Origin of the sequence: Gorillibacterium timonense, assembly GCF_001457415.1 — a bacterium.
Taxonomy (GTDB): Bacteria; Bacillota; Bacilli; order Paenibacillales; family NBRC-103111; genus Gorillibacterium; species Gorillibacterium timonense.
Genome location: NZ_LN881724.1, coordinates 2,107,417 through 2,131,234, shown reverse-complemented (window position 1 = coordinate 2,131,234; position 23,818 = coordinate 2,107,417). Strand labels below are relative to the sequence as shown.

The 23,818-nt window shown below is 45.7% G+C and carries 20 protein-coding genes; 16 read left to right on the top strand and 4 right to left on the bottom strand.

Features of this window, described 5'->3' with window-relative positions:
* Positions 1 to 100: 100 nt before the first annotated feature.
* From BN2684_RS22405 to BN2684_RS22375, 7 genes are all read left to right on the top strand, one after another.
* Positions 101 to 1,300, top strand: a complete 1,200-nt coding sequence (locus BN2684_RS22405; protein WP_058304294.1) for a hypothetical protein — start codon at positions 101 to 103, stop codon at positions 1,298 to 1,300.
* A 37-nt stretch (positions 1,301 to 1,337) separates the two neighbouring features.
* Complete coding sequence (locus BN2684_RS22400; protein WP_058304293.1) at positions 1,338 to 3,323, top strand: FRG domain-containing protein; 1,986 nt, start codon at positions 1,338 to 1,340, stop codon at positions 3,321 to 3,323.
* Between the two features lie 28 nt (positions 3,324 to 3,351).
* Positions 3,352 to 4,635, top strand: coding sequence for an ApeA N-terminal domain 1-containing protein (locus tag BN2684_RS22395; protein WP_058304292.1), 1,284 nt, complete (start codon positions 3,352 to 3,354; stop codon positions 4,633 to 4,635).
* Positions 4,636 to 5,494: 859 nt separating this feature from the next.
* On the top strand, positions 5,495 to 5,803 hold the full coding sequence (locus BN2684_RS22390) for a copper amine oxidase N-terminal domain-containing protein (RefSeq protein ID WP_058304291.1): 309 nt from the start codon (positions 5,495 to 5,497) through the stop codon (positions 5,801 to 5,803).
* Positions 5,742 to 6,371: a DUF4367 domain-containing protein gene (locus BN2684_RS22385; RefSeq protein WP_108722240.1), complete on the top strand. Its 630-nt coding sequence runs from the start codon at positions 5,742 to 5,744 to the stop codon at positions 6,369 to 6,371. The genes BN2684_RS22390 and BN2684_RS22385 overlap by 62 nt, the downstream gene beginning before the upstream one ends.
* Positions 6,372 to 6,527: 156 nt before the next feature.
* On the top strand, positions 6,528 to 6,806 hold the full coding sequence (locus BN2684_RS22380; RefSeq protein WP_082652139.1) for an RNA polymerase sigma factor: 279 nt from the start codon (positions 6,528 to 6,530) through the stop codon (positions 6,804 to 6,806).
* Positions 6,796 to 7,437: a hypothetical protein gene (locus tag BN2684_RS22375; RefSeq protein ID WP_058304289.1), complete on the top strand. Its 642-nt coding sequence runs from the start codon at positions 6,796 to 6,798 to the stop codon at positions 7,435 to 7,437. Before BN2684_RS22380 ends, BN2684_RS22375 begins: the two co-directional genes overlap by 11 nt.
* A gap of 54 nt (positions 7,438 to 7,491) precedes the next feature.
* On the opposite strand, the gene BN2684_RS22370 is transcribed toward BN2684_RS22375, so the two are convergent.
* The 3 genes from BN2684_RS22370 to BN2684_RS22360 form a co-directional block, all read right to left on the bottom strand.
* Positions 7,492 to 8,268 carry an EFR1 family ferrodoxin gene (locus BN2684_RS22370; protein ID WP_058304288.1) on the bottom strand — a complete coding sequence of 259 codons (777 nt, stop codon included), beginning with the start codon at positions 8,266 to 8,268 and terminating at the stop codon, positions 7,492 to 7,494.
* A gap of 45 nt (positions 8,269 to 8,313) precedes the next feature.
* A complete protein-coding gene (locus tag BN2684_RS22365) occupies positions 8,314 to 9,207 on the bottom strand; it encodes a LysR family transcriptional regulator (protein WP_058304287.1) in 894 nt (297 codons plus the stop codon).
* 248 nt (positions 9,208 to 9,455) lie between these two features.
* Positions 9,456 to 10,352: an EamA family transporter gene (locus BN2684_RS22360; protein ID WP_234340302.1), complete on the bottom strand. Its 897-nt coding sequence runs from the start codon at positions 10,350 to 10,352 to the stop codon at positions 9,456 to 9,458.
* 330 nt (positions 10,353 to 10,682) lie between these two features.
* Between BN2684_RS22360 and BN2684_RS22355 the strand changes: the two genes are divergently transcribed.
* The 7 genes from BN2684_RS22355 to BN2684_RS22325 all read left to right on the top strand — a co-directional run bounded on the left by BN2684_RS22355 (position 10,683) and on the right by BN2684_RS22325 (position 20,685).
* The gene (locus BN2684_RS22355; protein WP_058304285.1) at positions 10,683 to 11,393 is read left to right on the top strand and encodes a class I SAM-dependent methyltransferase; all 711 of its coding nucleotides are present in this window, start codon (positions 10,683 to 10,685) and stop codon (positions 11,391 to 11,393) included.
* A 186-nt stretch (positions 11,394 to 11,579) separates the two neighbouring features.
* Complete coding sequence (locus tag BN2684_RS22350; RefSeq protein WP_058304284.1) at positions 11,580 to 13,319, top strand: sensor histidine kinase; 1,740 nt, start codon at positions 11,580 to 11,582, stop codon at positions 13,317 to 13,319.
* Between the two features lie 2 nt (positions 13,320 to 13,321).
* The gene (locus BN2684_RS22345; protein WP_058304283.1) at positions 13,322 to 14,908 is read left to right on the top strand and encodes a response regulator; all 1,587 of its coding nucleotides are present in this window, start codon (positions 13,322 to 13,324) and stop codon (positions 14,906 to 14,908) included.
* Positions 14,909 to 14,992: 84 nt separating this feature from the next.
* Positions 14,993 to 16,774 carry a type 2 periplasmic-binding domain-containing protein gene (locus tag BN2684_RS22340; RefSeq protein WP_058304282.1) on the top strand — a complete coding sequence of 594 codons (1,782 nt, stop codon included), beginning with the start codon at positions 14,993 to 14,995 and terminating at the stop codon, positions 16,772 to 16,774.
* Between the two features lie 375 nt (positions 16,775 to 17,149).
* A complete protein-coding gene (locus BN2684_RS22335) occupies positions 17,150 to 18,109 on the top strand; it encodes an ABC transporter permease (protein ID WP_058304281.1) in 960 nt (319 codons plus the stop codon).
* A 13-nt stretch (positions 18,110 to 18,122) separates the two neighbouring features.
* Positions 18,123 to 19,058, top strand: a complete 936-nt coding sequence (locus tag BN2684_RS22330) for a carbohydrate ABC transporter permease (protein ID WP_058304280.1) — start codon at positions 18,123 to 18,125, stop codon at positions 19,056 to 19,058.
* Between the two features lie 124 nt (positions 19,059 to 19,182).
* Complete coding sequence (locus BN2684_RS22325) at positions 19,183 to 20,685, top strand: ABC transporter substrate-binding protein (RefSeq protein ID WP_058304279.1); 1,503 nt, start codon at positions 19,183 to 19,185, stop codon at positions 20,683 to 20,685.
* A gap of 150 nt (positions 20,686 to 20,835) precedes the next feature.
* On the opposite strand, the gene BN2684_RS22320 is transcribed toward BN2684_RS22325, so the two are convergent.
* Entirely contained in the window at positions 20,836 to 22,038 is a 1,203-nt protein-coding gene (locus BN2684_RS22320) for an MFS transporter (RefSeq protein WP_058304278.1), read from the bottom strand.
* A 187-nt stretch (positions 22,039 to 22,225) separates the two neighbouring features.
* Here BN2684_RS22320 and BN2684_RS22315 point away from each other — a divergent pair, with 187 nt between their 5' ends.
* The gene (locus tag BN2684_RS22315; protein WP_058304277.1) at positions 22,226 to 22,807 is read left to right on the top strand and encodes a TetR/AcrR family transcriptional regulator; all 582 of its coding nucleotides are present in this window, start codon (positions 22,226 to 22,228) and stop codon (positions 22,805 to 22,807) included.
* 118 nt (positions 22,808 to 22,925) lie between these two features.
* A complete protein-coding gene (locus BN2684_RS22310; protein WP_058304276.1) occupies positions 22,926 to 23,753 on the top strand; it encodes a methyl-accepting chemotaxis protein in 828 nt (275 codons plus the stop codon).
* Positions 23,754 to 23,818: the final 65 nt, after the last annotated feature.

Genomic DNA, 23,818 nt, shown 5'->3' with positions numbered 1-23,818 from the left:
ACTACAAAGCTTCTCAGTTTTTATGTCGGCTTATTTATGATTTCATCGAAGATGATAAAAACTGAGGCCTTTTCTGACAAAAATTCGGAAGGTGATATAGATGAGTGATGGGTATATTGAGTGGCGAAAAAATGAGAATATTCAACCAGTTATTCTGCCAAACAAAAGAAAATTCTATATGGATTTAATCAACATCGAGCAAAGTTGGTCTGGTAGAATGGATACTTGGAGTACCGGAAATACATTTATTATGGAAGCGGAGCAACAATTAATAAATGCAATGGAACTCTTCGAGCAAGGCTATTTTGATAGTGCATACTATTCACTTCGATCTGCAGTTGATATATCAACCACCATGGCTTTTTTATCTGATATGCCTGATGAAGATCGAGATATATTTCTAGATGCATGGAAGGAAACTAAAGACTTTCCTATGCAAGGGCAAATGATAAAACAGCTATCAAGCAAGGGAAATGTATTCACAGACATGATGAACAAGATGCCTACCTTCTTTGAAAGGGCGAAAAGGCTAAGTTCTGAATTAAATAAATATGTACATAAGCAAGGATTTCGTCATTTTTATATTTCCAGAAACCATCCTCTAAACAACAAGTCACAAGAAAATTTCATTAAGAATTTTCAATATTATCTCAGAATGAGTATTGGTGTTGTAGCAGTAATGCGATTAACAATTGATCCTTTTCCTGTCCTCCTAATGGATGAAGAAATACTATACCGTTGCTATGATTCAATGACCGATCCATATAGTGAAGACTTTGTGGATGAATACATTGGTCAAGAGACTATTGATGCGTATAAAACAACTGTTTTTTATCAGTCAAACTATGATTCGTTTATTACCGAAGAAAGAAAAACGCCAGCTGCATTCAATGTTGTTAAACATCAATATATTGATTCAGAAAAAATGGATGAGTTGTTACAGCAATTACCACTAATGACCCTAGATGATATTATCAGCGTTTTAATGGTTTATGCATGTGAAAAGGTAGTAAAGACATATTGTTGTGGTGGATTAGCTATGTATTATACAGAGAAAAATAGCAATCGGCAGGCAATGTCTTGGTCAGGGATTGATTTTAAAAACTTTGCAGGGGCTGAAGAGAGAATAAACCAGCCGTATGACGAGGCGTACATATCGGCATTTCTCTTTGATGGCAAACCTTATTTTGTTGAACATAACGAACCGCTTAACCCGGATGATGTTTCCCGCATATGCGGTATTGTCATAGGTGCAATAAGTAAAATGTTCAAGCAAGATGAGGAATGTGGAGATCAATAGAGCTGCTGTACGAAACGGACAATAAGAGGGTGTAGCAATGGAGCAAGCTAATAGCATAGATCGTTATCTTAAGTTACTCGAACGCTATAACGGGTATACAGAAATGTTCTATAGAGGTCAGCTTGAGAGATATCCCAGTATCCCGCCATCCATAGCACGTGATGAAGGTTATTTGTCCAATGAAAGTTTGATCTTTCACGAATCAGTGAAGATGAAAGCCGATGAGTTTACACCACTTCTTTTTCCACTCCAAAAATTATCAAAGTTACAGCATTATGGTATCCCAACAAGATTAGTAGATGTTACGGTTGATCCATTAATTGCACTTTATTTTGCTGTAGAAAATGTTGATGATCCCTCCGATGGTAACGTACATCTATATCTCAATGCTGGGCACGGCTTTGACAGTAACCATGCAAGATTACTATCTCTTTTAGCCACTTTGCCAGACCATAACATAGACCATGTTGTGACTGAATATAAAAATGTGTTTGGAGATGCTATTACCATTGACATTGCCTTAACTTATATAAAAGAACCTATATTTATTAAACATTGTGACGAGCTAAAAGAATTAAATCCTCGGCTATATAATCAACATGGGGCATTTTTGATTTGTGGAAACGAGACTGTCGATAAAACTATTACAAATAACTTGAAATCACTAGATACACTTAAACCCAACATGACCATCCGCATACCATATGAATATAAGCGATTAATTAAATATGAAATAGATGAAAGGTATGGGATTAATAACGTATCAATCTATCCAGAACTGCCTTCCGTTGCAGATTACATCAAGAGGAAGTATAAAAAAGAGAATTTTTCACCTGATGGTAAATACAACATTGTTCATACCAAAATTCTTTCTCATGGATTTGTACGAAGAATTTCTGTGATTATCGTGCTCAATGCTCAGCTTCGTATTGATCAGATTCGTACTGTTGCAGTTGATGTAATGAATGTATATAAAGAAAATCAAGATGTGGTATGGGTATACGTCGCCAAAACTGGCGAAGATTATATTGTTTCCAATTGGGTTTTGCGCTGTCAATGGATTAGCTCTAAATTGGATGAACGTTACCGTCCATTTACGTTAAAAGAAGCTGACGGAAGGGGTTATTACTGGGAAAGCGGTAACTCTTATAGCACATTGTCTGATTATTATAATGAATTTGTCTTTGACAGCGATAAAAACTTATTTGTATACCACCAAAAGGTGTGGGATGAGTTCACTCCGATTTATAATCTGTTGACACAATCCTATAAAACCGGTGATATCAAAGCTTTTATTGACGAAGTCATTCAACAACAGAGACAAATTTCTAAATTGTATATGCTGTTACAAGATTTCGGGCACTCAAAAAATAAAGAATTTGACGATTTTTTGTATAATTATGACCATGCCGTTAGTGCAATTGATGATCTGCATCTCTGGCTTGAAAACGACAAAGTGAATGAACGTGCAAGTCAATATCAATATGAATCTTGTTTAAAACAAGCAAAGAAATTTGCTGATACTATCAACGAGAAGGCCTCCCTTTGGAAAAATCAAATTGGCGTATCAGATGAAGATTTCGCAAGTATTGATGTTTATAACAGACCAAAGCATGTATACCAATATACACAGACAATACCATTAAACCCTAATGCGCTTCATGTTGATTTTAACGTTCACGTTTCTGTCTTAGCAGATAAAAGATTCAAAATTTCTGGTACAACTAATCTATTTAATGCCGCAAATATCATGCTTTCCGTAAGGCAAAATAGTAGATTATTAGGGCAAGACACGTCAGATGTTTCAGATGGGCAGTTCTCTTTTGCAGTGTTCAGCAATGAAGGTCTTGGCTATGCTCCCGGCGCATATCAGGCAAATATTTCACTATCTGTTCCAGATATTCAATCAATAGAATTTGTCAGATTAGCTGGGATTGAATATGAAAATTTATGTGGAAAGTTTGTTGAGCGAACTGGAATTGGACCTACTGTTAACTATGATTTTGAATTTGAAATAAAATAGGTAGTCTCTTGAGAAGGAGAAAAATAAAATGGACTTTATCAATATTCTAAATAAGTTTGGTGATTTTTGGCTTGTAGGTAAAGAAACACAGGGCTTTACCGGAAAATTAGTTGATCAAGACGGAAGTATTGCTTTGGAGTGTTATATTGAGTGGACTTTAATAGGAAATACAGATGAAATTGCCCCACAAATGATCAATGGTAATGTGGATGGCCAAAAGGTTACCTTGTTATCAGCGTACTGCAAAACAAGAAGTAGCGGTATGCTTTCCACAAAGTGTTCTGCGCTGTTCTCTCCGAATGAAGTTATTATCGGCGCTCATTATTCAAATGAAAACTTTTACGTCATGAAAATGGAGGCCCATTACACAGATCTAGAAAATTGGTTTATGTCTTGTGTTTTCAAACCAACGTATGGTCAAAATTCAATTATTGTAGAATTAGTAAAACCAGAAGAAGTCTCTATAAGTGACAAGCTATGTCGAATCAAATTTAATTTTGGCATGCTTCAAAATTATAAGACGGTGAAGAAATTGGAGTTGACCAATCAAATTACAGTAGAATTTCTCTTTCATAATCCAACTACTTTATTAGATGCCCGTTCAAAAGTTTATTCGCTGAGGAATCTTCTGCTCTATTTTTCCGGAGAAAATCTTGACTGCTATGGCATCAATTTCACAAATGAATACAATGCGGAATGCCGTTATCATCTAAATTTTCAAAAAAAGGTGAAGAGAGATCGGGAACTTCCATATCCGATAACTTACACAGATATTAAGGATTGTTTTCAGAAGATCTGGACTGCCTGGACGACGTTCGTAGAAAATCACGAGCCCTTGAATAACTTATTTTTTGAGGTTATCAGCAACCATTCTCGGTGGAGCAATCAGTTTTTGAATCTAATGCAGGCATTAGAAACATATTCTTGCAGGAATCGGGAGATTGAAGCCCGAAAAGTTTTTATTGAATATCACACGAAAAACCCTAAGAATGAAAAGAGCCTTGCTCTAAAGCATCGTATAGTAGATATTTTAGGGTATACAAATGGAGTGTTTCTGTTGGAACCAGATGAAATTGATACTCTTGCGACCAGGGCCTCAGACACTCGGAATTACTATACACATTATAGTAAAGCTAAAGAAAAGCGAGCTTTTTCAATACAAGACTTCGGAAAAGTCAATCGCTTTTTTCAAGCAGTTATAATTGCAGTTGTCTTAAAGAGTATTGGTGTTCCAGAATCCTGTATCATTCAGGCACAAAGAAAACTCTTTTTTGGAACTGTCCTGTCCGGGATCACGCCATATTTGAAATAGCCCCCAATACAATCGTTAAGTAATCTTTTTAAGTAAATACAGCTTTCTGACTGCCCTGAAACCAATGATATTACGGGGCTTTTCGTGAAAATGCTTTAAGAACACTCGTACCATACATTCAATTAAAACTCTTCTTGAGAAGGGTTTTTTAGCGTTTTACACAGTTTGGCTATGGAATAGGTACGATGGATTAATAATTTGGAGTGATTATATGCTACTGGAATGTTGATAATATGAATCTGATAAGGAGATGATGAAAATGCTTGGTAAGCGGGAACGATTGAGACATGCTATGCATATGGAATAGAATCTGGTTCCTGCCGAAAATGAACACTCACAGGCTGAAATTCACAAGTTGCAATTGGAGATTACAGGGTTATTGTTTGAAGTAGCGCAACCTTTTGTCAAGCCCCAACGGGCATGTCTCATACTGAATGAGAGGCAACGCCTTCATTGGAACAGGAGACAATGGCAGAACTCCGTTCAGAACGGTTGTATAGCTTACTCTAACGCGACCAAACAATCGTATTCAAGATAAAACACTGTTGTACCAATCCCTCATTAAAGGACGAAATGAAATAAATAATACTGTAAAACACGTACATCGGCGGGCTTGAGGGGTACATATAATGGGTTCTAGTGGTGAAACAGCCGTGGAGGTTCAAGTCCTCTCGACCGCACCAACCTTACAACTATGGTTCGCAAATTGCTTATCAAGCAATTATGCGAGCCTTTTTTTGTTCCCTTCTTGTTCGAGCCTTTTTAAGAATAATGGAACTCATGCAACAATTTTCGGACGTCAATTGTGTTTAGAGTGTAGAACCGATTAAACGGTTGAAGATGAAAGGAGAACGAAACGATGAAAAAACTCTCGACTACGATGATGGCCTGCGCACTTACCCTTGCATTGCCGATGTCTGCACTTGCAGCTGAACCATCGGATACGATGCTGATCGCCCCTCATCAAGATAACCAAGTCACGATCACGCAAAAAGAGATCAAGCTGGAGCCGAAGGTGATTAAAGGAGTTACGATGGTGCCGGCTCGGGCTGTATTTGAAGCCCTTGGCTTTACCATTACATGGAACGAGAAAGAGCAAACCATACATGCAGAAAATGGAGAGAGAAACGGATGTTGTGATCGGGCTCGACCAGTATATTGCCTATAGTACGAACTCCCTCGGCATGACAGCTCCCGGCCCTCTCGGTGCAGCCCCTGTCCGAATCGGCGGGTCTGTCTATGTCCCTGTTAAGTTGTTCAGCATTGTGCTGGGAAACCATTCGGATGCCGTTGTTGTAAAGGATGGGAAAATCATCATCAACAAAGAATCTAAGAATATACAGATCCCGGACCCTTTTGTAACCTATGACACGGTAGAAGCGGCAAGAAAGGCGATGGGCGTGACTTTCGCGGTTCCTTCTGAACTTCCCGATTCCTACAAGCAGGCTGAAATTTCTGTTATGAGCGGCACCGAAATGGCACAGATCATCTATAGGGACGGAGAGAACACTGTCCACTATCGTGTATCTCAGGGAACGGGCAACATTAGCGGCGATTATAACGTCTATGAGAACACCAACACGGTTACCATCGGGGAGAGCAAGGTTACCCTTAAAGGGGATAAAGGACTTGTTTCCGTTGCCTCTTGGGAAGCGGGTGGCTTCACCTATTGTGTGATGGCAGATAACGCCCTTTCCGTTGAGAAAGTTCAGACGATTATCAAGAGCGTTCACTAAGGCTGATGTACGAGCAGTCGTGGTGGCCGGATCGTGCTTCATATCCGGGCCGCCTCTTGATCATTTCCAGAGAATAAAAGGGGGAGCCTCTTACGAATAACATTGTCCTGCTGCGGCTGCCTTTCCCATACATAAACGGGGTAAAGGTCGCTTTTCATTTCATCTTATCACGATGGCGCTTTATGCTCGCTTCGCTATTCCCGCCTCGCGATCACTTGTGAGCTAAGGGAGGATCTCTCATATGTGTGGGAGGCTGTGAGTTTGCTCCCGGTTAAGTATCGAGAAGTCATTCACCTGTATTATCAGGAAGACATGACCACGGCGCAGATTGCCAATCTGCTCAACAAGCAGGAATCGACGGTCCGTTCCTTGCTGCGCCGGGGCCGGATGGTTTTGAAGGATCAGTTGAAGGAGGTGTATGACTTTGAGGAATAAATATCAACAAGTGCAAGAATTGATTTCGGTAACCCCCGAAATGGAACAGCGTATCCTGGCGCGGTTAACACAAGCAGAGCGGCCTCGATCCGAGAGGAGAAAGATTGCTTTACGCATCTCTCGAAAGGCCGTTCTCTCATTTGCCGCTTGCTTCGCTCTCGCGATTGGTTTGGTCGTGGCATTGCCTTCTCTTATGACTTCAAAGTCACCTGCCCCTCCCGTACAGATTCCTTTACCTATCGCCCAGTATCAAAACCTATCTGACTTGTCTCAGCACCTTGCGTTTCCGTTATACGACCTTGAAACGTTGCCCGATGGGTACAAATGGGAAAGCGGTTCTGTATGGTTCGGAGAAATCGCCCAACTGAACTACTCGAACGGAACGGAACAACTAACCATGCGGATGGCACCGGGAAAGAACGATGTGAGCGGTGATTACAACACCTACACTCAAATCGAGACGGTTTCCAACGAGTATGGAGAGTGGACGATAAAAGGAAGCAACGGTCTTTATTCCCTTGTAATCTGGGCGAAGGACGGGTACTCTTTCTCGATCTCAAGCAGTAAGCCTCTATCCCGAGTGTCATTGGTGGAGCTGGCGGAAGGTGCAGTTCCCTATGGGGGAAGATGATTGGAGGAGGTTGAGTGCCAGATTGGATAGATACCCATGAGATGAAGAACGCGTTCATGGTAACATATCCGATAGTTTCACTTCAGGATGTCTGTATTGCTTTCTTGTTGCTGTTTTAGTCGAATATTCGATTGCTTTTACAGGGCACCACTGAATACAGGCTACACACTGCTCACAAGCAATACCCCAAATCGGCTTCTTATCCACCATCTTGATATTGCTTACCGGACAAATCCTTTCGCAGGTTTTGCACCCGATACAGGTTTCATTCGCATGAAATTTCTCAGCCATCTTGCTCGAATCCTCAATTGGTTTAGGATCAGAGCCTAAATAATGCCGAAGTAAAAGACTCCCCTTGGGGATTCGGTGGGAACGTTTCTCCCTAACCATTTCTGAAATGCTTCCCGCCTTTTTCTTTGCCCATTTGAAAAACAGGTTCTGAATCACAGGAGGGTAGGCATTGTAGAGATGAATTGAATTGCCCGGCATGATGACAGGGAAACCCGCATGCAGGCGTCCGCCGCTTTCCTTGACGTATTGATCCAATTCGTAAAAAGCTATTCCATATAACCCACCAAATGTAGCTACACTGAAAATGTAATGTGACGTATTGAACTTCAACTTCCTTATAAATCTCTTCACAATCGAAGGGACACGAAGATCGTGAACCGGAAAAACGAATCCAATGCGTTCCTCATGCAATTCAATGTGGTTTTCCTGAATCGCTTCCGCTATGGATATGATCCTTGTATGTCCAAGCTTATTAGCTATGTCACGTGCAACCGTGAGGCTATTGCCAGTCCCTGAAAAATAAAAAATTACCGTTTCCATTCATCAGACTCCTAACAATCATGTTGAAAGAACATAATGGATAAGTTAAAAATTCCACTCTTTGTATAATGCCAAAAAGGCATTAATCGCCGAGGATTTCCATTTGTCCTTGTGATAAACGACTTGGGTGATTAGCTTGAAGTGCTTGTCCCGATAAGGAATCATGACCAATTTCTTTTCTTCGAGCTCTTGAGTAACCGTATATAAAGGTAGTAGGGCTATACCAAGTCCATTTACAGCTAATTGCTTTAGGGTGTGATTGCTGCCTTCAAAAGCCATGAACTTAAACGTTACATTGGATTCTTCGAGCTCTTTTCGAAATAACTCCTGCCAGCTGCATCCTTGACCAGGCATTAGTAATGGATAGACAGACAAATCTTCAAGGGTGATTTCATTTTTATGTGCCAATAAATGACTGGGGGAGGTTAACAGAGCAAAAGGTTCATCCTGCGCCATTTCGACGACAAGGTCGTGTGATGATCGTTTCGTGTCTGAAATAATGGCTACATCCATATTATTTTCCCTGAGCAGAGGCTCGATAGTAGACCCGGATGCGATTTTTAGGATAAGTTCCACGTCCGGATAACGCCTGTTGTATTCCTTCAATAGTTCAGGAAGCTTATACCCGCAGATGGATTCCTCTGCACCGATGATTAGTCTTCCCGTTGGCTTGTCTGCTTCGCGAATAGAACCTTTGGCTTCTTCCCATAGATTCAGCATTTGTCTGGAATAGACGAGAAAATCATTCCCTGCGGAAGTAAGGGAGATCGTTTTGCCAAGCCGTTCGAAGAGCAGCACGCCTAGTTCTTTTTCTAACAATTGAATTTGCTTGGTTATTGACGATTGCGCATATCCAAGTTCTTTGGCTGCTTGTGTGAAGCTGTTTAATCCCGCAATGCTAATAAATGTTTTAATCTGCCTGATCTCCGTATGTCTCATCCTCTCGACTTAAAACAACACCTTACAAGTCTCATCTATAATAGCAAACTTCATTTTCATCTGTATAATGAATCGTATCGATACTATTAATCGATAATATCGATACAAGTCTCGACACCGCTGCATAGCTCTGAGGAGAAAGAAAAGGAGCATACGAAGGAAGTGTCCGAATTGAACGTGTAGAATGCATAGGATCGGCGGCGAAAACCTGTTCTCCCCGATTTCGCCCTTAGCAGATAAGCCTCCTTCTAGAGCAGCAGCAGCAAGGTTCCGGAAACGACGAGAAGCAGGCCTACTGTCGCCTTGCCCGAAAGTTTTTCTTTCAGAAAGACATAGGAGAACAGAACAGTAACGACAATGCTCAGCTTATCGATCGGTACGACCAAGCTGGCCTTGCCTATCTGCAGCGCACGGTAATAACAAAGCCAGGATAGACCGGTTGCTAATCCGGATAAGCCGATGAAGAGCCAGCTTTTCCGGTCGATGGCTTTTACAAGCCCCTGCTTTTTCTGGAAGAAAACAATTCCCCAAGCCATCGCCAGGACAACGACCGTCCGGATGGCTGTCCCTAAATTCGATTCGACGTCTTGGATTCCGATCTTGCCGAGGATGGAGGTGAGAGCGGCAAAGACGGCGGACAAGAGAGCATAGAACAGCCAGGACTTTCCGTTGGCGTTCGACGGCTCTGTTTCTTTTTTCTGAATCATCAGGTAGGTACCGATCGCCAAGACGACAATCCCGGCCCACATGAATGGAGTAGGGATCTCCTTCAGGAATAAAAACGCGAGGAGCATGGTCAGAATCGTGCTGCTTTTGTCAATGGGGGTCACCTGGTTCACGTTGCCGAGCTGCAGGGCTCTGAAATAGCATAGCCACGATGCCCCTGTCGCAAAGCCGGATAATACCAAGAAGAGAAGGGTGCGTCCCGATAGGGCTTGGATAGAGGATTGCGAGCCGACAACCGCAACCATGAGCCAGGAAAACAGCAGTACGACGATGGTTCGCAGTGCCGTAGCCAGATTAGAGTCGGTATCTTTAATCCCCACCTTTGCCAGGATCGAGGTTAGACCTGCAAACAAGGCTGAACCGAAAGCATAGAGAATCCACATTTCAATCACTTCCAAACGATTAAGGTAACGTTTCACGCTATCCATTGTGCTCCTGTTTGGTCTCCCCGTGCAACCCCCAAATGCTTGTGAACCGTTACACAGACGACGCTTCATTAAGCTAACGGGCATGATAACGTAGTATGGTATATTTAACTAAAGGTAAGATATAACAAGGAGGTCACGAAGGAAGCTGATCAACTCGAAAGAGTTCGAGGCTGTGATTAAACGGACGGTTGAACAAAGACAGTAGATAACCACGGAGATCAACTCGTTCTATTCTGGTCAAAAAAGGATTTTGCAGTAATGTGTTTCGTAATTGGTGACTATAGTGAACGACAGATTATATTTTGAAAGGAGCATAGCCAAATGGAAAATCAACTGGAATTGGTTGCTAAATCATACGACAGACATTTTATTGAATATGGAAAAAAGGATGCCCCAGGTTACGATAATTTACCTGATTCTATTACAAATGACCCTGACTATTCTTTATATAAAGCGGAATTAGAAACGGGGTCGGGAGGTAGTGAATGTAGTAGTATTAAGGATTATCTATTACCCCGTACAAATATGAATTTTATTGACCTTGGTTGTTGTTTAAACTTCATGTTTAAGGGATATGACGAATGGCCTTCAACATATTATGGTGTTGATATAAGCAAAGAAACTATTCAAGTGCTTAATGAATTTGTCGATAAAAAGAGTTTAGTCATAGGCGATTTATATCATGGAAGCATACATGAAACACCCTACGAGGACAACTATTTTGACATTGGGGCATGTATCGGGGTACTTGAATATTTTGAAAAAGGTTTTGTTGAAAAAGCAATCATGGAAGCTCATCGGATACTAAAACCTAACGGAAAACTTGTACTTGATATTCCAAACATTAAAAGCCCGACTGGTAGAATTATGATGTTAATAGAAGAATATCTTGGACGACCTGACAAATTCAATTTATTACCTGAAGAATTTGAGAGTATGCTTCAAAATTATTTTGAAATAGAAAGAACAACCAGAGTTGATAATGAATCCGAAAATATGGGCTTTGGGTATTATCTGAGATGTAAAAAATAATTGACAGAAATGGATCAGTCTTAAACTTATTTATCAAAAGCTGACGATTTTGAAATCCAACAGAGTTGGAAGATGTAGAATTATCATGCGAAAATAGAATTCCAAACCAAATTGTATTGTAAACGATTACATATTATTTTAAAATAGCGGAAACAGTGAGAATGCCAAAATAAGGATGGAACCGATATGCGGATCAAACTCAACATTTTTCAAAAAATGGTTGTGCTGCTGCTGATTCTGTTGATACCGGTCCAAGCGCTGTACTATTATTCCATGAACAAAAGCATCACGATCATCCAAGAGGAGCTCATCAAGTCGAGCCTGAACCGGATGGAGCTATTCATGGCGCAATTGGATGCCAGCATCGAAAAATTCGAGCTGATTTCCGCCCCCATGCTCATCGATTCAAACGTGCTTGAATACCTGTACAACTTCAAGATGAGCGATTATTCCCAGATGAAAACCCGACTGCTAATCCAGGAAAAGTTGTCGTTGGCAAGCGTATCGGGTAATTGGCGAAACGATGTAACCGTCTATTTTCCTCAACGAGGCGAAGCCATTTCTACTTCTCCTTCCTATGAATATGATCATGAAGAGCTTGTGAACCGCTTCTCGCTCGGGTGGAGCTATAGTGAAGATTTGAGTATAGGATCTGGGTTTACACGGACCTATATCACGACCGGTCACAAATCGGCTAATCCGGATGATCTAAACCTGGCTGTGCGCATTAACCTGTACAAGTGGAGCTTCGAGAATCTGCTTGACACCTACAAATCGGGCCACTCTGATAATCCGTTCTTCTACAAGGCTGGATACGAGTACATCACGAGCCGGTCTGCCGAAAGCTTGAAGTTAGACGATATTGTCGCAGAGCTGGGGGACAAGGTCAATGGCCAGACGTCTGGGTTTTTGATCCATACATTCGATGGCAAGCGTTATCTCATTACTTATTATTATTCGAACCTCCTGGACTGGCATCTGATCGATTTTGTGCCCCTTGACCAGATTATCGGACCGATCGTTCAGCAGCGGGTGTTGTTCAGCGCATCCTCGATCATTCTGCTCATAACCGGTATTGCTGCCGCATCTGTTTTGTACTGGAACGTCCAGAGGCCGATCTTCCATCTTATCCGCGGTGTGCAGCGAATCAAACGAGGGGATTACGCTTACCGGCTGCCAACGAAGTCGAACAATGAGTTCGCATTTCTGATGGAGAACTTCAACGAGATGGCGGAACAGATCCAAGATCTGATCGAGAATGTCCTGCAATCGCGTATCCATGCGCGTGATGCAACGCTGAAGCAGCTTCAGGCGCAGATCCACCCGCATTTTCTCTACAATAGTCTCGGATTCATCATCAATATGACCAAGATGGGAAAAGATCGAGCCGTCATCGACATGGCGCATCACCTGGCTGACTATTATCGCTATACAACGCGAATGGACAATCAAGGAGTTCGAATCTCGGAAGAGCTTGCCTTCGTTCGCATTCACCTGGAGATTCTCCGGCTTCGCAATGAGACGCTGACCTACAGCATCGAGCTGCCGGATACGCTGGCGGAGCAGCGCATTCCCCGACTCCTTATCCAGCCGATCGTGGAGAACGCGCTTGTGCACGGACTTGAGAACGTCGATTACCCGGGCCAGGTGGAAATCAAGGCTTCTGTCAAGGATGGCCTTGTGAACCTGGTAGTGGAGGATAACGGTAAGGGGATGGACAAGGAGCAGCTCGACCAACTGCTCATGAACCTCCGTATTCCGGCTGGCGATTATGCCGGCTGCGGTCTATGGAACGTGTATCAGCGACTGCAAGGCTATTACGGCGCTGACGCCAAAATCGAAGTGAGTCCATCCAGACTGGGCGGGTTAGCTGTAAGGCTGGTCTGGAGATTGGAGAACGTTAAAGACAAGGGTAAGGGGGAATAGCCATGAAGAGCCTGCTCGTCGTCGATGATGAGAAGCACTATGCAGACAGTCTGGCGGATACGATTCCATGGGCGAAGCTCGGCATCTCTCAGGTTTGGAAGGCGTACAGTGCGATCGAGGCACTGGCCTTAATGGACGCGCGTCCCGTCGATATCCTCATGACGGATATTCGGATGCCGCGTATGAACGGCCTGGAGCTGATCGAGCAAGCCAGGGGACGCATGCCCCATTTGAAATGTCTTCTGCTCACGGGGTACGCCGATTTCGATTATGCACGCAAAGCGATTGAGCTCCAAGCGCTCGATTATCTAATGAAACCGGCCAAGGACGAGGAGCTGCTGGAGGCGATGAGCCGGATCGTCAAGAAGCTCGAGCAGGAGCGGGCGATCGAACAGGGCTTTCGTATTTACCGGGACAACAGCGCAGAGCTGAGGGCAAGCTTGATGCTCAAGGCGTTGAGCGGCAAGCTGTACGGTGATGTGCTTGTCGAGAAGTTGAAGCTGTATGACCTTCCGTTATCCATTCAGAGTCACGTCGCATTGTGCCTCATCCGGTTGGGTCCTCCTTTCGCCGGACAGGATCTCCATTCGCAGTCCCTGATCCGATTTGCGGTAACGAATATGCTAGAGGAGCTGCTGATGGAGCGTTATGATTGCTGGTCGGCGGCAGACGACGAAGGAAATCTGCTGGTTCTGGTGTATGACCTGTCAGGCGCTCCGCCGGATTCAGGATGGGTGCATGTGCGGATCGATCAGCTGCGCCGAGAAGTACAGACCTTACTGAAGGGCGAAATATTCGTAGAAGAGACGGAACACTGTCTTTTCCCGGACGGGTTACACGCCGGTTACATGTCGGCTAAATCTCGGCTGGACAGGAGCGGCCGTTGGCCTGTTCAGCTGCCGAAGCTGAACGAGGAAGAGTCGCGCATCATGCGCAAGCTCTACGAGCCGCCTCTCTTGACGCATCTTTTGGAGACGGAAAAATGGGAGGAAGCGGAGGCGAAAATCCGCGCGTTCGTATCTTCGCTCCTGCACACGGATTCACCGGATCTGATGCGCGATGTCTTTTTTTTCTTATCGAATGCGTTCCAGTATATCGCGAACCGCAGAGGCAGGACGCTTACGCAGATGCTCACTCCCCAACAAACCGCTTTTATAAAAGGGAAAGCGATGCTGCATGCAGCGCAGCTGGAGGTCTGGGCACTGGACTCGTTGCGCACGCTTCGCGATAAGCTGGGCGAGGAATCCGAGGACCACAACCAGATTATCGTCCGAAAGACGCAGTCTTTCATCCGAAAGGAGCTAGACAAGGACTTGTCGCTTACGCTGTTGGCTCGACACGTCTTCGTACACCCGAATCATTTGTCCAGACTTTTCAAGCAATGCACGGGTTCTACAGTTTCGCAGTTCATTTACGAGCAGCGTATGCTCAAGGCCTGTGAGCTTCTTAAGCAAACCAACGACAAAATATACCAAATCGGAATAGGCGTTGGTTATCCCAATACCAACTGGTTCATCCGCAAATTCCGTGAATATTACCAGGTGACACCGCAGGAATTCAGAGATCGATACCGTTCCGGAACGGAGTGAGGGGTTCAAACCGAACGGAGTGATCGGATTGAAATGCGATGCGTAACAGAAGTCGGCTGTTCATATAAGGGGGAGAGCGGGCTGGTGAAGAGACGAAGAAGCGGAACTCTCATTCTTTTGGCGGTTCTGATGCTGGCTGCTTGTTCAACCAGCAGTGGCAGCGGCAATGAAGAGAAGGACGATCCAAAGACGTCTTTCGAAAAAAACGGGAAGATGACAGGAGCCCTTTCAGCGGCTGGCGAAGCTAAGCCGTTGTGGGACTTTAAATACAATCCGCCGATCACGATTACGACCTCCATCGTGGACGAAAACCGGCCGAATGCGTTCAAGCCGGGGGAAAGCCTTACGAACAATGTTCACACTCGCTGGATGGAAGAAAACCTGGGGATCATCACGAAGTTTGACTGGATTGTCAGTAACATCGAGGACGCGAATACAAAAATTCGGCTGGCGCTGGCGGTGAATGGCAAGCTGCCGGATACGTTTCTCGCAGATGGTCAAATCCTGAACGATTTGCTCAAAGCTGACAAATTGCTTCCACTGAACGATGCGATCGAGAAGTATGCTCATCCAAAGCTAAAGGAAGCGATTGAGAAGTATGCGTATACCATGACGGAGGTGACCAAAGACGGTAAGATTTATGGACTGCCCCATTTCTACTCAGGAGATGAGGGAACCGTCATGTGGATCCGCAAGGATTGGCTAGAGAAGCTGTCGTTATCCCCACCTTCAACGATTATCGAGCTTGAAAATGTGCTGAAGGCGTTCTCCGAGCAGGACCCCAATGGAAATGGCATAGACGATGAAGTCGGTTTGGCGGCCTCGCTGAAGGAAGGCCCGTGGAGCTGGATGGGGCAGACCGATGTAATCGCTGGCGCTTTTTCCAAACAAATGCTAAGCACCTTCGACATCAAGCTGTTCTGGAATGAGGATGAGAATGGGAACCTCGTATATGGCGCTGTTCATCCGGACGCCAAAAAATATCTGGAGACGATGGCGTCCTGGATGGCCAAGGGCTACATGGACAAGGATGCCGGTATGATGGACCCGAGCAAGGCAGCCGGACTGGCGACCGAAGGCAGAGCCGGCGTCATGTTCGGCCCCTATTGGATGGGAGGCTGGCCGCTCGGCGACACCGCGAAGGTCGATCCGAAGGCGAACTGGCAGGCCTATCCGCTTCCCGCAGGACCGGACGGGCTAAAGGGCAAGGCACAAAAGCCTTTGTACGGCATATACACGGTGTTTAGCAATGACTTCAATAATATTGAAGCCTGGTTTGCCTATTACAACAAGCTGCTTGCCAAGAATCTCGGACCGGAGGATCCGTACTTCGATCCTCGCTTCGAAAAGGGGTTTCATGAAGGCTACGATTACGTAATCAAAGACGGCAAGGTGATCACCGTCAATTACGAATCCGAAGGCGTGCCGAGTGACCAATGGCCGCTTGCGGATGGTTCGTCCATCGACGTACGATGGATGCTGTATCCGCTGACTGGCAGCGCACCGGTGCTGCCGTATATGAACACAGAGGCGATTAAAAAAATCGTGGAAAATTCAAATGTTGAAGTGACGACTCCGATCGAACAGAGCATCAAGGGATTGAATTCGTCACAACTTAAGGCGGCTGGTCTCGCGATATCGGAGCAACCGCTAGAAATCCCGAACCGGTATTACGGACCGCTGACGGAAGGCATGGAGAAGCACAGAGCGTTCCTGCAGAAACTGGCGACGGAGAGCTACTTGAGCATCATTTATGGAGAGAAGCCACTCTCTTATTTCGATGAGTTCGTAGCCCAATTTTACAAGAATGGCGGCGATGAAATCACAAGGGAAGTGAATGACTGGTACAAGAATAACCGACCCTAATGTCGCTACGGTCATCTAGAAGAAATGAGCTTGAATTCGGTTGTAGGGAACCCCAACCGCCATATCCCGCTGCTAGAGCGGGAATCATGAAACCCCCATTTTCGCTAGAACAGCGGAATGGGGGTTTTGTATTGCTGCCCTCCTAAGAGTACGCGCTTGTTCTCTTCTATAAGAATGAAATTGTTCTATATGATGAGGAAAAGGGTGGAGGTAAATTATCTTTGTAAGCGATTGCAACTGCAATCAACCGATTAATTAGCGAAGAAGAATGGCTAGAGCAGCGAAAGTTTCCAACTTATTCTGCGGAAGGAGTGCAACAACAACCGTGACAGAGACCCTTTTCACAAATAAACCGAAGAAGAAAGTGAGAAACGAATGAAAGCCACATCACTTGCTGCGAATCAGCCCTCAGCGCGAAAGAACCCTATCGTGAAGAATCTCCGCACTTACTGGATGTTTTATCTGATGCTGCTGCCGGGGATCATTCTATTCGTGATCAATAATTACATCCCGATGTTCGGCATCGTTATTGCCTTTAAATCGATTAACTATCAGGACGGAATTCTAGGAAGTCCTTGGGTGGGCATGAAGAATTTCGAATACCTGTTTGCCTCGAAGGATTCGTACATCATCATTCGCAACACCCTGCTATACAACTCGCTATTCATTGTTTTGAACCTGGTGTTTCCGCTGGCGTTCGCGTTGATGCTTAACGAGATGAAGAACCGGTTTCTGTCGAAGCTGCATCAGACGCTCATATTCCTGCCGTATTTCCTGTCCATGATTGTAATCTCGTATCTGGTGTATGGGTTCATGAGCGACGAACGCGGATACTTGAACAGCACTCTGTTGCCGGCGCTGGGCCTGGAGCCGGTACGTTGGTACTTCACGAAGGAAGTGTGGCCGTTTGTCTTGCCGTTAATTAATACATGGAAAAATATGGGGTATTACATGGTCGTGTATTTGGCGGCCATCATCGGAATCGATGACGATTATTACGAAGCGGCTACGATCGATGGGGCAAGCAGGTGGCAGCAAATGAAAAGGATCACGATTCCGTTGATCATGCCAATCATCACGATTATGACTTTGCTGCAGATCGGTCGGATCTTCAATGCGGACTTCGGCCTTTTCTTCCAGGTACCGCGCGAATCGGGGGCGTTATTCTCGGTAACAAATGTAATCGACACCTATGTATATCGCACATTCCTGACCGTTGGCGATATTGGCCTTTCATCGGCGGCAGGTCTGTTCCAATCGATTGTCGGTTTCGCGTTGGTCTTTATATCGAATTGGGTCGTTCGCCGCTTTAATCGCGAGAACGCACTGTTCTAGGAGAGGATCCCCAATGGCTAATACTACGAGCAAAGCTTTGTCCGGTCCCAATCCGAATAATCAGCTGCCGGGGTGGGCATCCGCTTTTATCAACATCTTCTTCGCGATCTATTCGGCTCTTTGTGTTCTTCCGCTGCTCCTTATTGTTTCGGTATCGTTCTCCGATGAGCAGTCCGTCATGACGCACGGCTATCGGTTTCTCCCGGAAAATTTCAATCTGGCGGCTTATAAATTTCTGATTAAGGATCTCAGCCAGATTGTTCATTCCTACGGGATATCGATTAGCGTCACATTGATCGGTACGGTTCTGAGTGTAATGGTGATTTCTCTGTATGCGTACCCGATTTCGAGAAGTCATTTCCCGCAGGCCAAGTTCTTTACCTTCTTCGCGTTCTTTACCATGCTGCTTTCAGGCGGACTGGTTCCTTGGTATTTGGTCTATGTCCAGATGCTAGGACTGAGAAATACGCTGTGGGCACTGATTATGCCGCTCATTATGTCGGCATTCTGGGTGCTGATCATGCGCACATTTTTCAAGGAGACCGTGCCCGGCGCGGTACTGGAGTCGGCAAAAATCGATGGGGCAGGGGAACTGAGGATATTTCTCCGAATTGTGCTGCCGTTGTCGCTGCCAGTTATGGCGACGGTCGCGCTGTTCCAAACGCTGACGTATTGGAACGACTGGTTTCTGAGCCTGGTGTTTATCACGGATAACCACAACATATCCGTACAGTACTTTTTGTACAAGATGATGGTAAATATCCAGTACCTCTCGACCAATCCGAATGCGATGTCCGAGATTATCCGAGCCGGCGGAATGATTAACTTCCCGAGTGAGACCGTTCGGATGGCGGTAGTGATCATAGGCGTCGGACCCATCGTCTTCGCTTATCCGTTTTTCCAGAAGTACTTTATCAAGGGCTTGACTGTCGGCTCCGTCAAGGGATGAATTCTGCAAGCCAATGCCAATCCTACTTTTTCCACATCATCGGCAACGTTCACCCGCTCGCAATGGCTATAACCGATGTACGGTTAAGCATATACCATTTCCTATATGGGGGGATTAATCGAAGATGAAACACTCGAAACGAAAAGTGTCGATGCTTTTTATGCTATTGCTTGCCTTGACTCTAGCTATTTCGGCTTGCGGCAGCCCTAAAGGCAGTTCAAAGAACGCAGAAGCACCCGATGCCTCGAATCTGAAGCCCTACAAGCTTAAACTGGTTTATGAAGGCGCACCGCAAGCGGATGAAGCGGTGGTCGAAGAAGCTCTGAACAAGATTCTTCAGGAAAAAATCAACGCAACGATCGATATCATTGCTGTCGACTGGGGGGCATGGGACGATAAGATCAACCTCATGATCGCTTCTCGCGACCCTGTTGACGTCATGTTTACGGCTTCATGGAACGGCTATGCGAAGAACGTAACCAAAGGTGCTTATATCGATCTCGGTCCCTTGCTCGATAAGTATGGCCAAGGAATCAAAGACACCTTGGACCCGGCTTTCCTGAATGGTTCAAAAATCAACGGTAAAAACTACGCGGTCCCAACAAATAAAGAGTTGGCGTCTTCCGGCGGCATTGTGTACCGCAAAGACATCGCCGATGAACTCGGCATCGACATGAGCAAGGTCAAAACGATCGAGGATCTCGACGCGGTTTATAAGGTGGTCAAGGAGAAGAAGCCGACCATGTACCCGTTGTACACAACGAGCGCAACATTCGCCGCCCACTCCTTCGTCGAGCTGGATTATCTCGGCGATACGACGATTCCCGGCGCCATTGACAAGAACAGCACCGATGCGAAGGTCAAACCGGCGGAAGAATTCCCCCAATACCTGAACGCTCTGAAAGTCACCCATGACTACTTCAAGAAGGGCTATATCAACAAAGATGCCGCTACCTCCCAAACGTCTACCCTCGACGCCTATAAGACCGGCAATGTATTCTCCACTGTCGAGCCATTGAAGCCCGGTAAAGCCGATGAGCTGGCTACAGCGACAGGTCTTGAGGGCAAGCTTGCTCAGATTACGATGACGGGTAAAACGGTAGCGACGTCGGAAACGACCGGCGCGATGCTCGCGATCTCTTCGACCTCCGAAAATCCCGAACGAGCGATGATGTTAATCAACCTGCTGCATACGGATAAAGAGATCGTCAACTTGTTGAATTTCGGGATTGAAGGCACACACTTTACGCTGAATGGCAACGTTATGACTCCGACGGATAAGTCTGGGCAGTACGCACCGGGAGTAGCTTGGGAGCTGGGAAATCAGTTCATTAACTACGTATGGAATACGGAAGCTGCGGACAAGTGGGAGCAGTTCAAAAAGTTCAATGAAGGTGCCAAATCTTCACCGGCACTGGGCTTCACCTTTAACAGCGAACCGGTCAAGTCGGAGGTTGGGGCTCTTGCCAACGTCATCAGAGAGTATCAGAGGGTACTTGAAACGGGATCCGTTGATCCGGAGCAAGAGCTGCCGAAGTTCATCGCCGCTCAAAAATCGGCAGGTCTCGATAAGGTCATCGCTGAAAAGCAAAAACAATTGGATGAATTCCTCGCCAGTAAAAAATAATTTCGAATATGAATTAAAAAGCAAAGCTGCTGTTCGGGCAGCTTTGCTTTTTTATGGTTTTTTTGGGTGATGAGAGATTTGAAAATCCATCAAGGACAGGGAATTGTGAGCTAACGCTTGAGCGGTAATAAAGCGATCACGAAGAGCGGCTTATGCGCTCTTCGTTTGTTTTCTTTCCGTTAAGAAATAGAGGAAAGCGATAAGGGGGAGCAGGAAACCGATGAGAGCTGTTAAGCTCCAACCCCCATGGGCATAAGACCATCCACCCAAAGAGGAGCCAATGGCGCCGCCAATGAAGAAGATCGACATGAAGAGTCCGTTCAAGCGGCCTCTCGCTTCGCTTCCGAGCGAATAGATAGCGCGCTGTCCCAAGACCAGATTTCCCGATACGGACATATCCAGCGTAATCGCGGACACAAAGAGCAGGACTAGCGCAAACGTGGAATGGCTGTGAACCAGCAAGATCAGCAGGAACGAGAGGGCGGCAATGATCATGGCAAGGCCGGTCATGAAGCGGGTCCAGCCTTTATCCGCCAATCTCCCGGCAATCGGTGCGGCGATTGCGCCACCTACGCCGACAAGTGCAAAGAGGGCAATCCCTTGCTGAGACAAGCCAAAATCATCTGCCAAGCGAAGGGGAACCGTCGTCCAGAAGAGGCTGAAGGCCCCAAACAAGCAGGCTTGGTAGAAGGCTCTGCGGCGCAGAATCGGTGTCTGCTTGAAGAGAACCCCTAAGGATACGATTAACTGGCCATAGTTCATCACCCGGAGCGGTCTGCGACGAGGAAGCACGCGCCACAAGATGATGGCGAGCAGCGTGATGACGATAGCTGAGAGGGCAAACACGGCTTGCCAATTCCACAAGCTGGCGATAAAGCTTGCAACCGGACGGGCGAACATAATACCGAGCAGAAGTCCACTCATCACGTTACCTACTACGCGGCCGCGCTGCTCCTCTGAAGACAAGTAGGTCGCATAGGGGACGAGTATTTGAGCGACAACGGAGCCGAGTCCGATAAACAGGGAGGCCGTTAGGAACATCGGAGCGTTCGATGCGAATGCAGCGGCAACCAGAGCGCTAGCTGCGACAAGAAGGGATAGGACGGCGAGACGCCGATTTTCCAAGAGGTCGCTTAGCGGAACGATGAACAAGAGACCGAGTACATACCCGATTTGAGTCAGTGTAACGATTAACCCCGCTGCTGCGGAAGAGAGCCCAGTAGCAATCCGAATCGGACCGACAAGAGTCTGGGAGTAATAAAGATTGGCCACGATAAGACCGCAAGCAGCTGCCAACAGAAACATCAATCCATTTGAAAGCCGGTTTTCTTTAGCTGTTTCATTTGCTTTCATGATAATTCCTCCTCGCATTCCATTGAAATTAAATAATGTACGTACAGTTCAATAAATAATAGCTAAATAATATACTGAACGTACGGTTTTGTAAATAGGCATTTTGCTGTTCTTTTTTTCGATTATTTTGTATATTGAACGTATAGTATTTTATTTAAGGATGACTTGAATAAGGGAGGAGATTCTTGTGAATGCCAAAAGAGGGCGTCCGCGCAATGTAGAAACACAGAAAGCGATTCTGACGGCTTCTTATGATTTGCTGTTGGAAAAGGGATTTGGATCGGTCACGGTGGAGAAAATCGCTGAGCGTGCGGGGGTCAGCAAAGCGACCATATACAAATGGTGGCCCAACAAGGCTGCCGTTGTCATGGACGGTTTCTTATTTGCCGCTGAGGCGAGGCTTCCCGTTCCCGACACAGGATCCGCTCTAGAGGATATTCTTATGCATGCGGCCAATGTCTCCCGGTTCATGACAAGCCGAGAGGGAACCGTTATTACGGAACTGATAGGGGAAGGGCAATCCGACCTCGGACTCGCTGAGGCTTACCGGACCCGATACTTTCAGCCTCGGAGGCAAGAAGCTCGCCATCTTTTGGAGCGGGGGATTGAGCGTGGGGATCTGAAGAAGGAGCTCGACGTCGAAGTTTGCATCGATCTGATCTATGGCCCGATCTTCTACCGATTGTTGATTACCGGCGATCCTGTGGATGACGCTTATGTGAGGATATTGGTAACCTCTGCTTTTGATGGAATTATGGCAAACCGGTAACGGTTCATAAGAGCATTCACATAATATTCATCGCTTTGGAAGGATCTTACTTGGTATGGACAACCATGCTGCCGATATAGTGGGTATTCTCTCCTCCATCATGAAAGGATGTCATACGATGAATATTGTGGATTCACTGCTCCAAAGTTTTCCTTACATTCAGCAATTGTTTCGGGACGAGGTCTCTCTCTCCCTTAATGACAGGACGCATGTTCTTTACTTCTCCGAGACAGAAAACCTACATTTAGGGATAAAAGCCGGAGATCCTCTGCTGCCGGAATATCAAGATTTCAAAGGGCTTGGCGGGAAGAAGGAGAAAATCATCAATACCATTCCGGAGGAAGTCTTCGGGGTTCCTTTCGTGGCTATCTTGATTCCCGTGTTCAATGAGCAGGAGGAGATCGTCGCTCAAATCGGAATCAACTATTCCTTGGAAAAGCAAGCGCACCTGGAGAAAATAACGAGTCAAACCAATGACTCCATCTCATCATTATTGAGTGCCATCGAACAGATTGCTGCGCAATCGCAAGAGCTTTCCGCAACGGCAGACGAGATTCGGAAAAACTCCCAACAAGCCGTTCAGGATTCCTCCGCGGTTGCCGAGGTCACAGGTCTGATTCGAGAAGTGTCCGATCAGACGAATCTCCTCGGCCTGAACGCTTTGATTGAGGCCGCCCGTATCGGTGAAGCGGGAGCCGGCTTTGGCGTCGTAGCCAAGGAAGTCCGTAAATTGTCTGAACATACCAAGAATGCCGCCGTACATATTGAAGAATCCCTTAATCGGGTGCAGAAAACCATCCGTACCATGGAGTCGGAAATCGCTCAAATCACATTTGCAACGGCAGAACAAGCGCAGCTGATTTCTCATTTTGTAGAGAATGTCGAGCTGTTGAATGAGACGAGCGAGAGCCTTAAACAATTGGTGGAAAGCATGCTGATGCAGTAATCGGTTGCGGTCATTCTAAGGATCAACCACATAAAGGGTTTTTTCCCGATTACATAATCAAGGCG

Bases quoted from the DNA above. Each gene is read 5' to 3' on its own strand.
- BN2684_RS22390 (WP_058304291.1), top strand. From the start codon at position 5,495: ATGAAAAAACTCTCGACTACGATGATGGCCTGCGCACTTACCCTTGCA.
- BN2684_RS22395 (WP_058304292.1), top strand. From the start codon at position 3,352: ATGGACTTTATCAATATTCTAAATAAGTTTGGTGATTTTTGGCTTGTA.
- BN2684_RS22350 (WP_058304284.1), top strand. From the start codon at position 11,580: ATGCGGATCAAACTCAACATTTTTCAAAAAATGGTTGTGCTGCTGCTG.
- BN2684_RS22355 (WP_058304285.1), top strand. From the start codon at position 10,683: ATGGAAAATCAACTGGAATTGGTTGCTAAATCATACGACAGACATTTT.
- BN2684_RS22320 (WP_058304278.1), bottom strand. From the start codon at position 22,038: ATGAAAGCAAATGAAACAGCTAAAGAAAACCGGCTTTCAAATGGATTG.
- BN2684_RS22400 (WP_058304293.1), top strand. From the start codon at position 1,338: ATGGAGCAAGCTAATAGCATAGATCGTTATCTTAAGTTACTCGAACGC.
- BN2684_RS22365 (WP_058304287.1), bottom strand. From the start codon at position 9,207: ATGAGACATACGGAGATCAGGCAGATTAAAACATTTATTAGCATTGCG.
- BN2684_RS22385 (WP_108722240.1), top strand. From the start codon at position 5,742: ATGCAGAAAATGGAGAGAGAAACGGATGTTGTGATCGGGCTCGACCAG.
- BN2684_RS22330 (WP_058304280.1), top strand. From the start codon at position 18,123: ATGGCTAATACTACGAGCAAAGCTTTGTCCGGTCCCAATCCGAATAAT.
- BN2684_RS22325 (WP_058304279.1), top strand. From the start codon at position 19,183: ATGAAACACTCGAAACGAAAAGTGTCGATGCTTTTTATGCTATTGCTT.
- BN2684_RS22370 (WP_058304288.1), bottom strand. From the start codon at position 8,268: ATGGAAACGGTAATTTTTTATTTTTCAGGGACTGGCAATAGCCTCACG.
- BN2684_RS22335 (WP_058304281.1), top strand. From the start codon at position 17,150: ATGAAAGCCACATCACTTGCTGCGAATCAGCCCTCAGCGCGAAAGAAC.
- BN2684_RS22345 (WP_058304283.1), top strand. From the start codon at position 13,322: ATGAAGAGCCTGCTCGTCGTCGATGATGAGAAGCACTATGCAGACAGT.
- BN2684_RS22405 (WP_058304294.1), top strand. From the start codon at position 101: ATGAGTGATGGGTATATTGAGTGGCGAAAAAATGAGAATATTCAACCA.
- BN2684_RS22310 (WP_058304276.1), top strand. From the start codon at position 22,926: ATGAATATTGTGGATTCACTGCTCCAAAGTTTTCCTTACATTCAGCAA.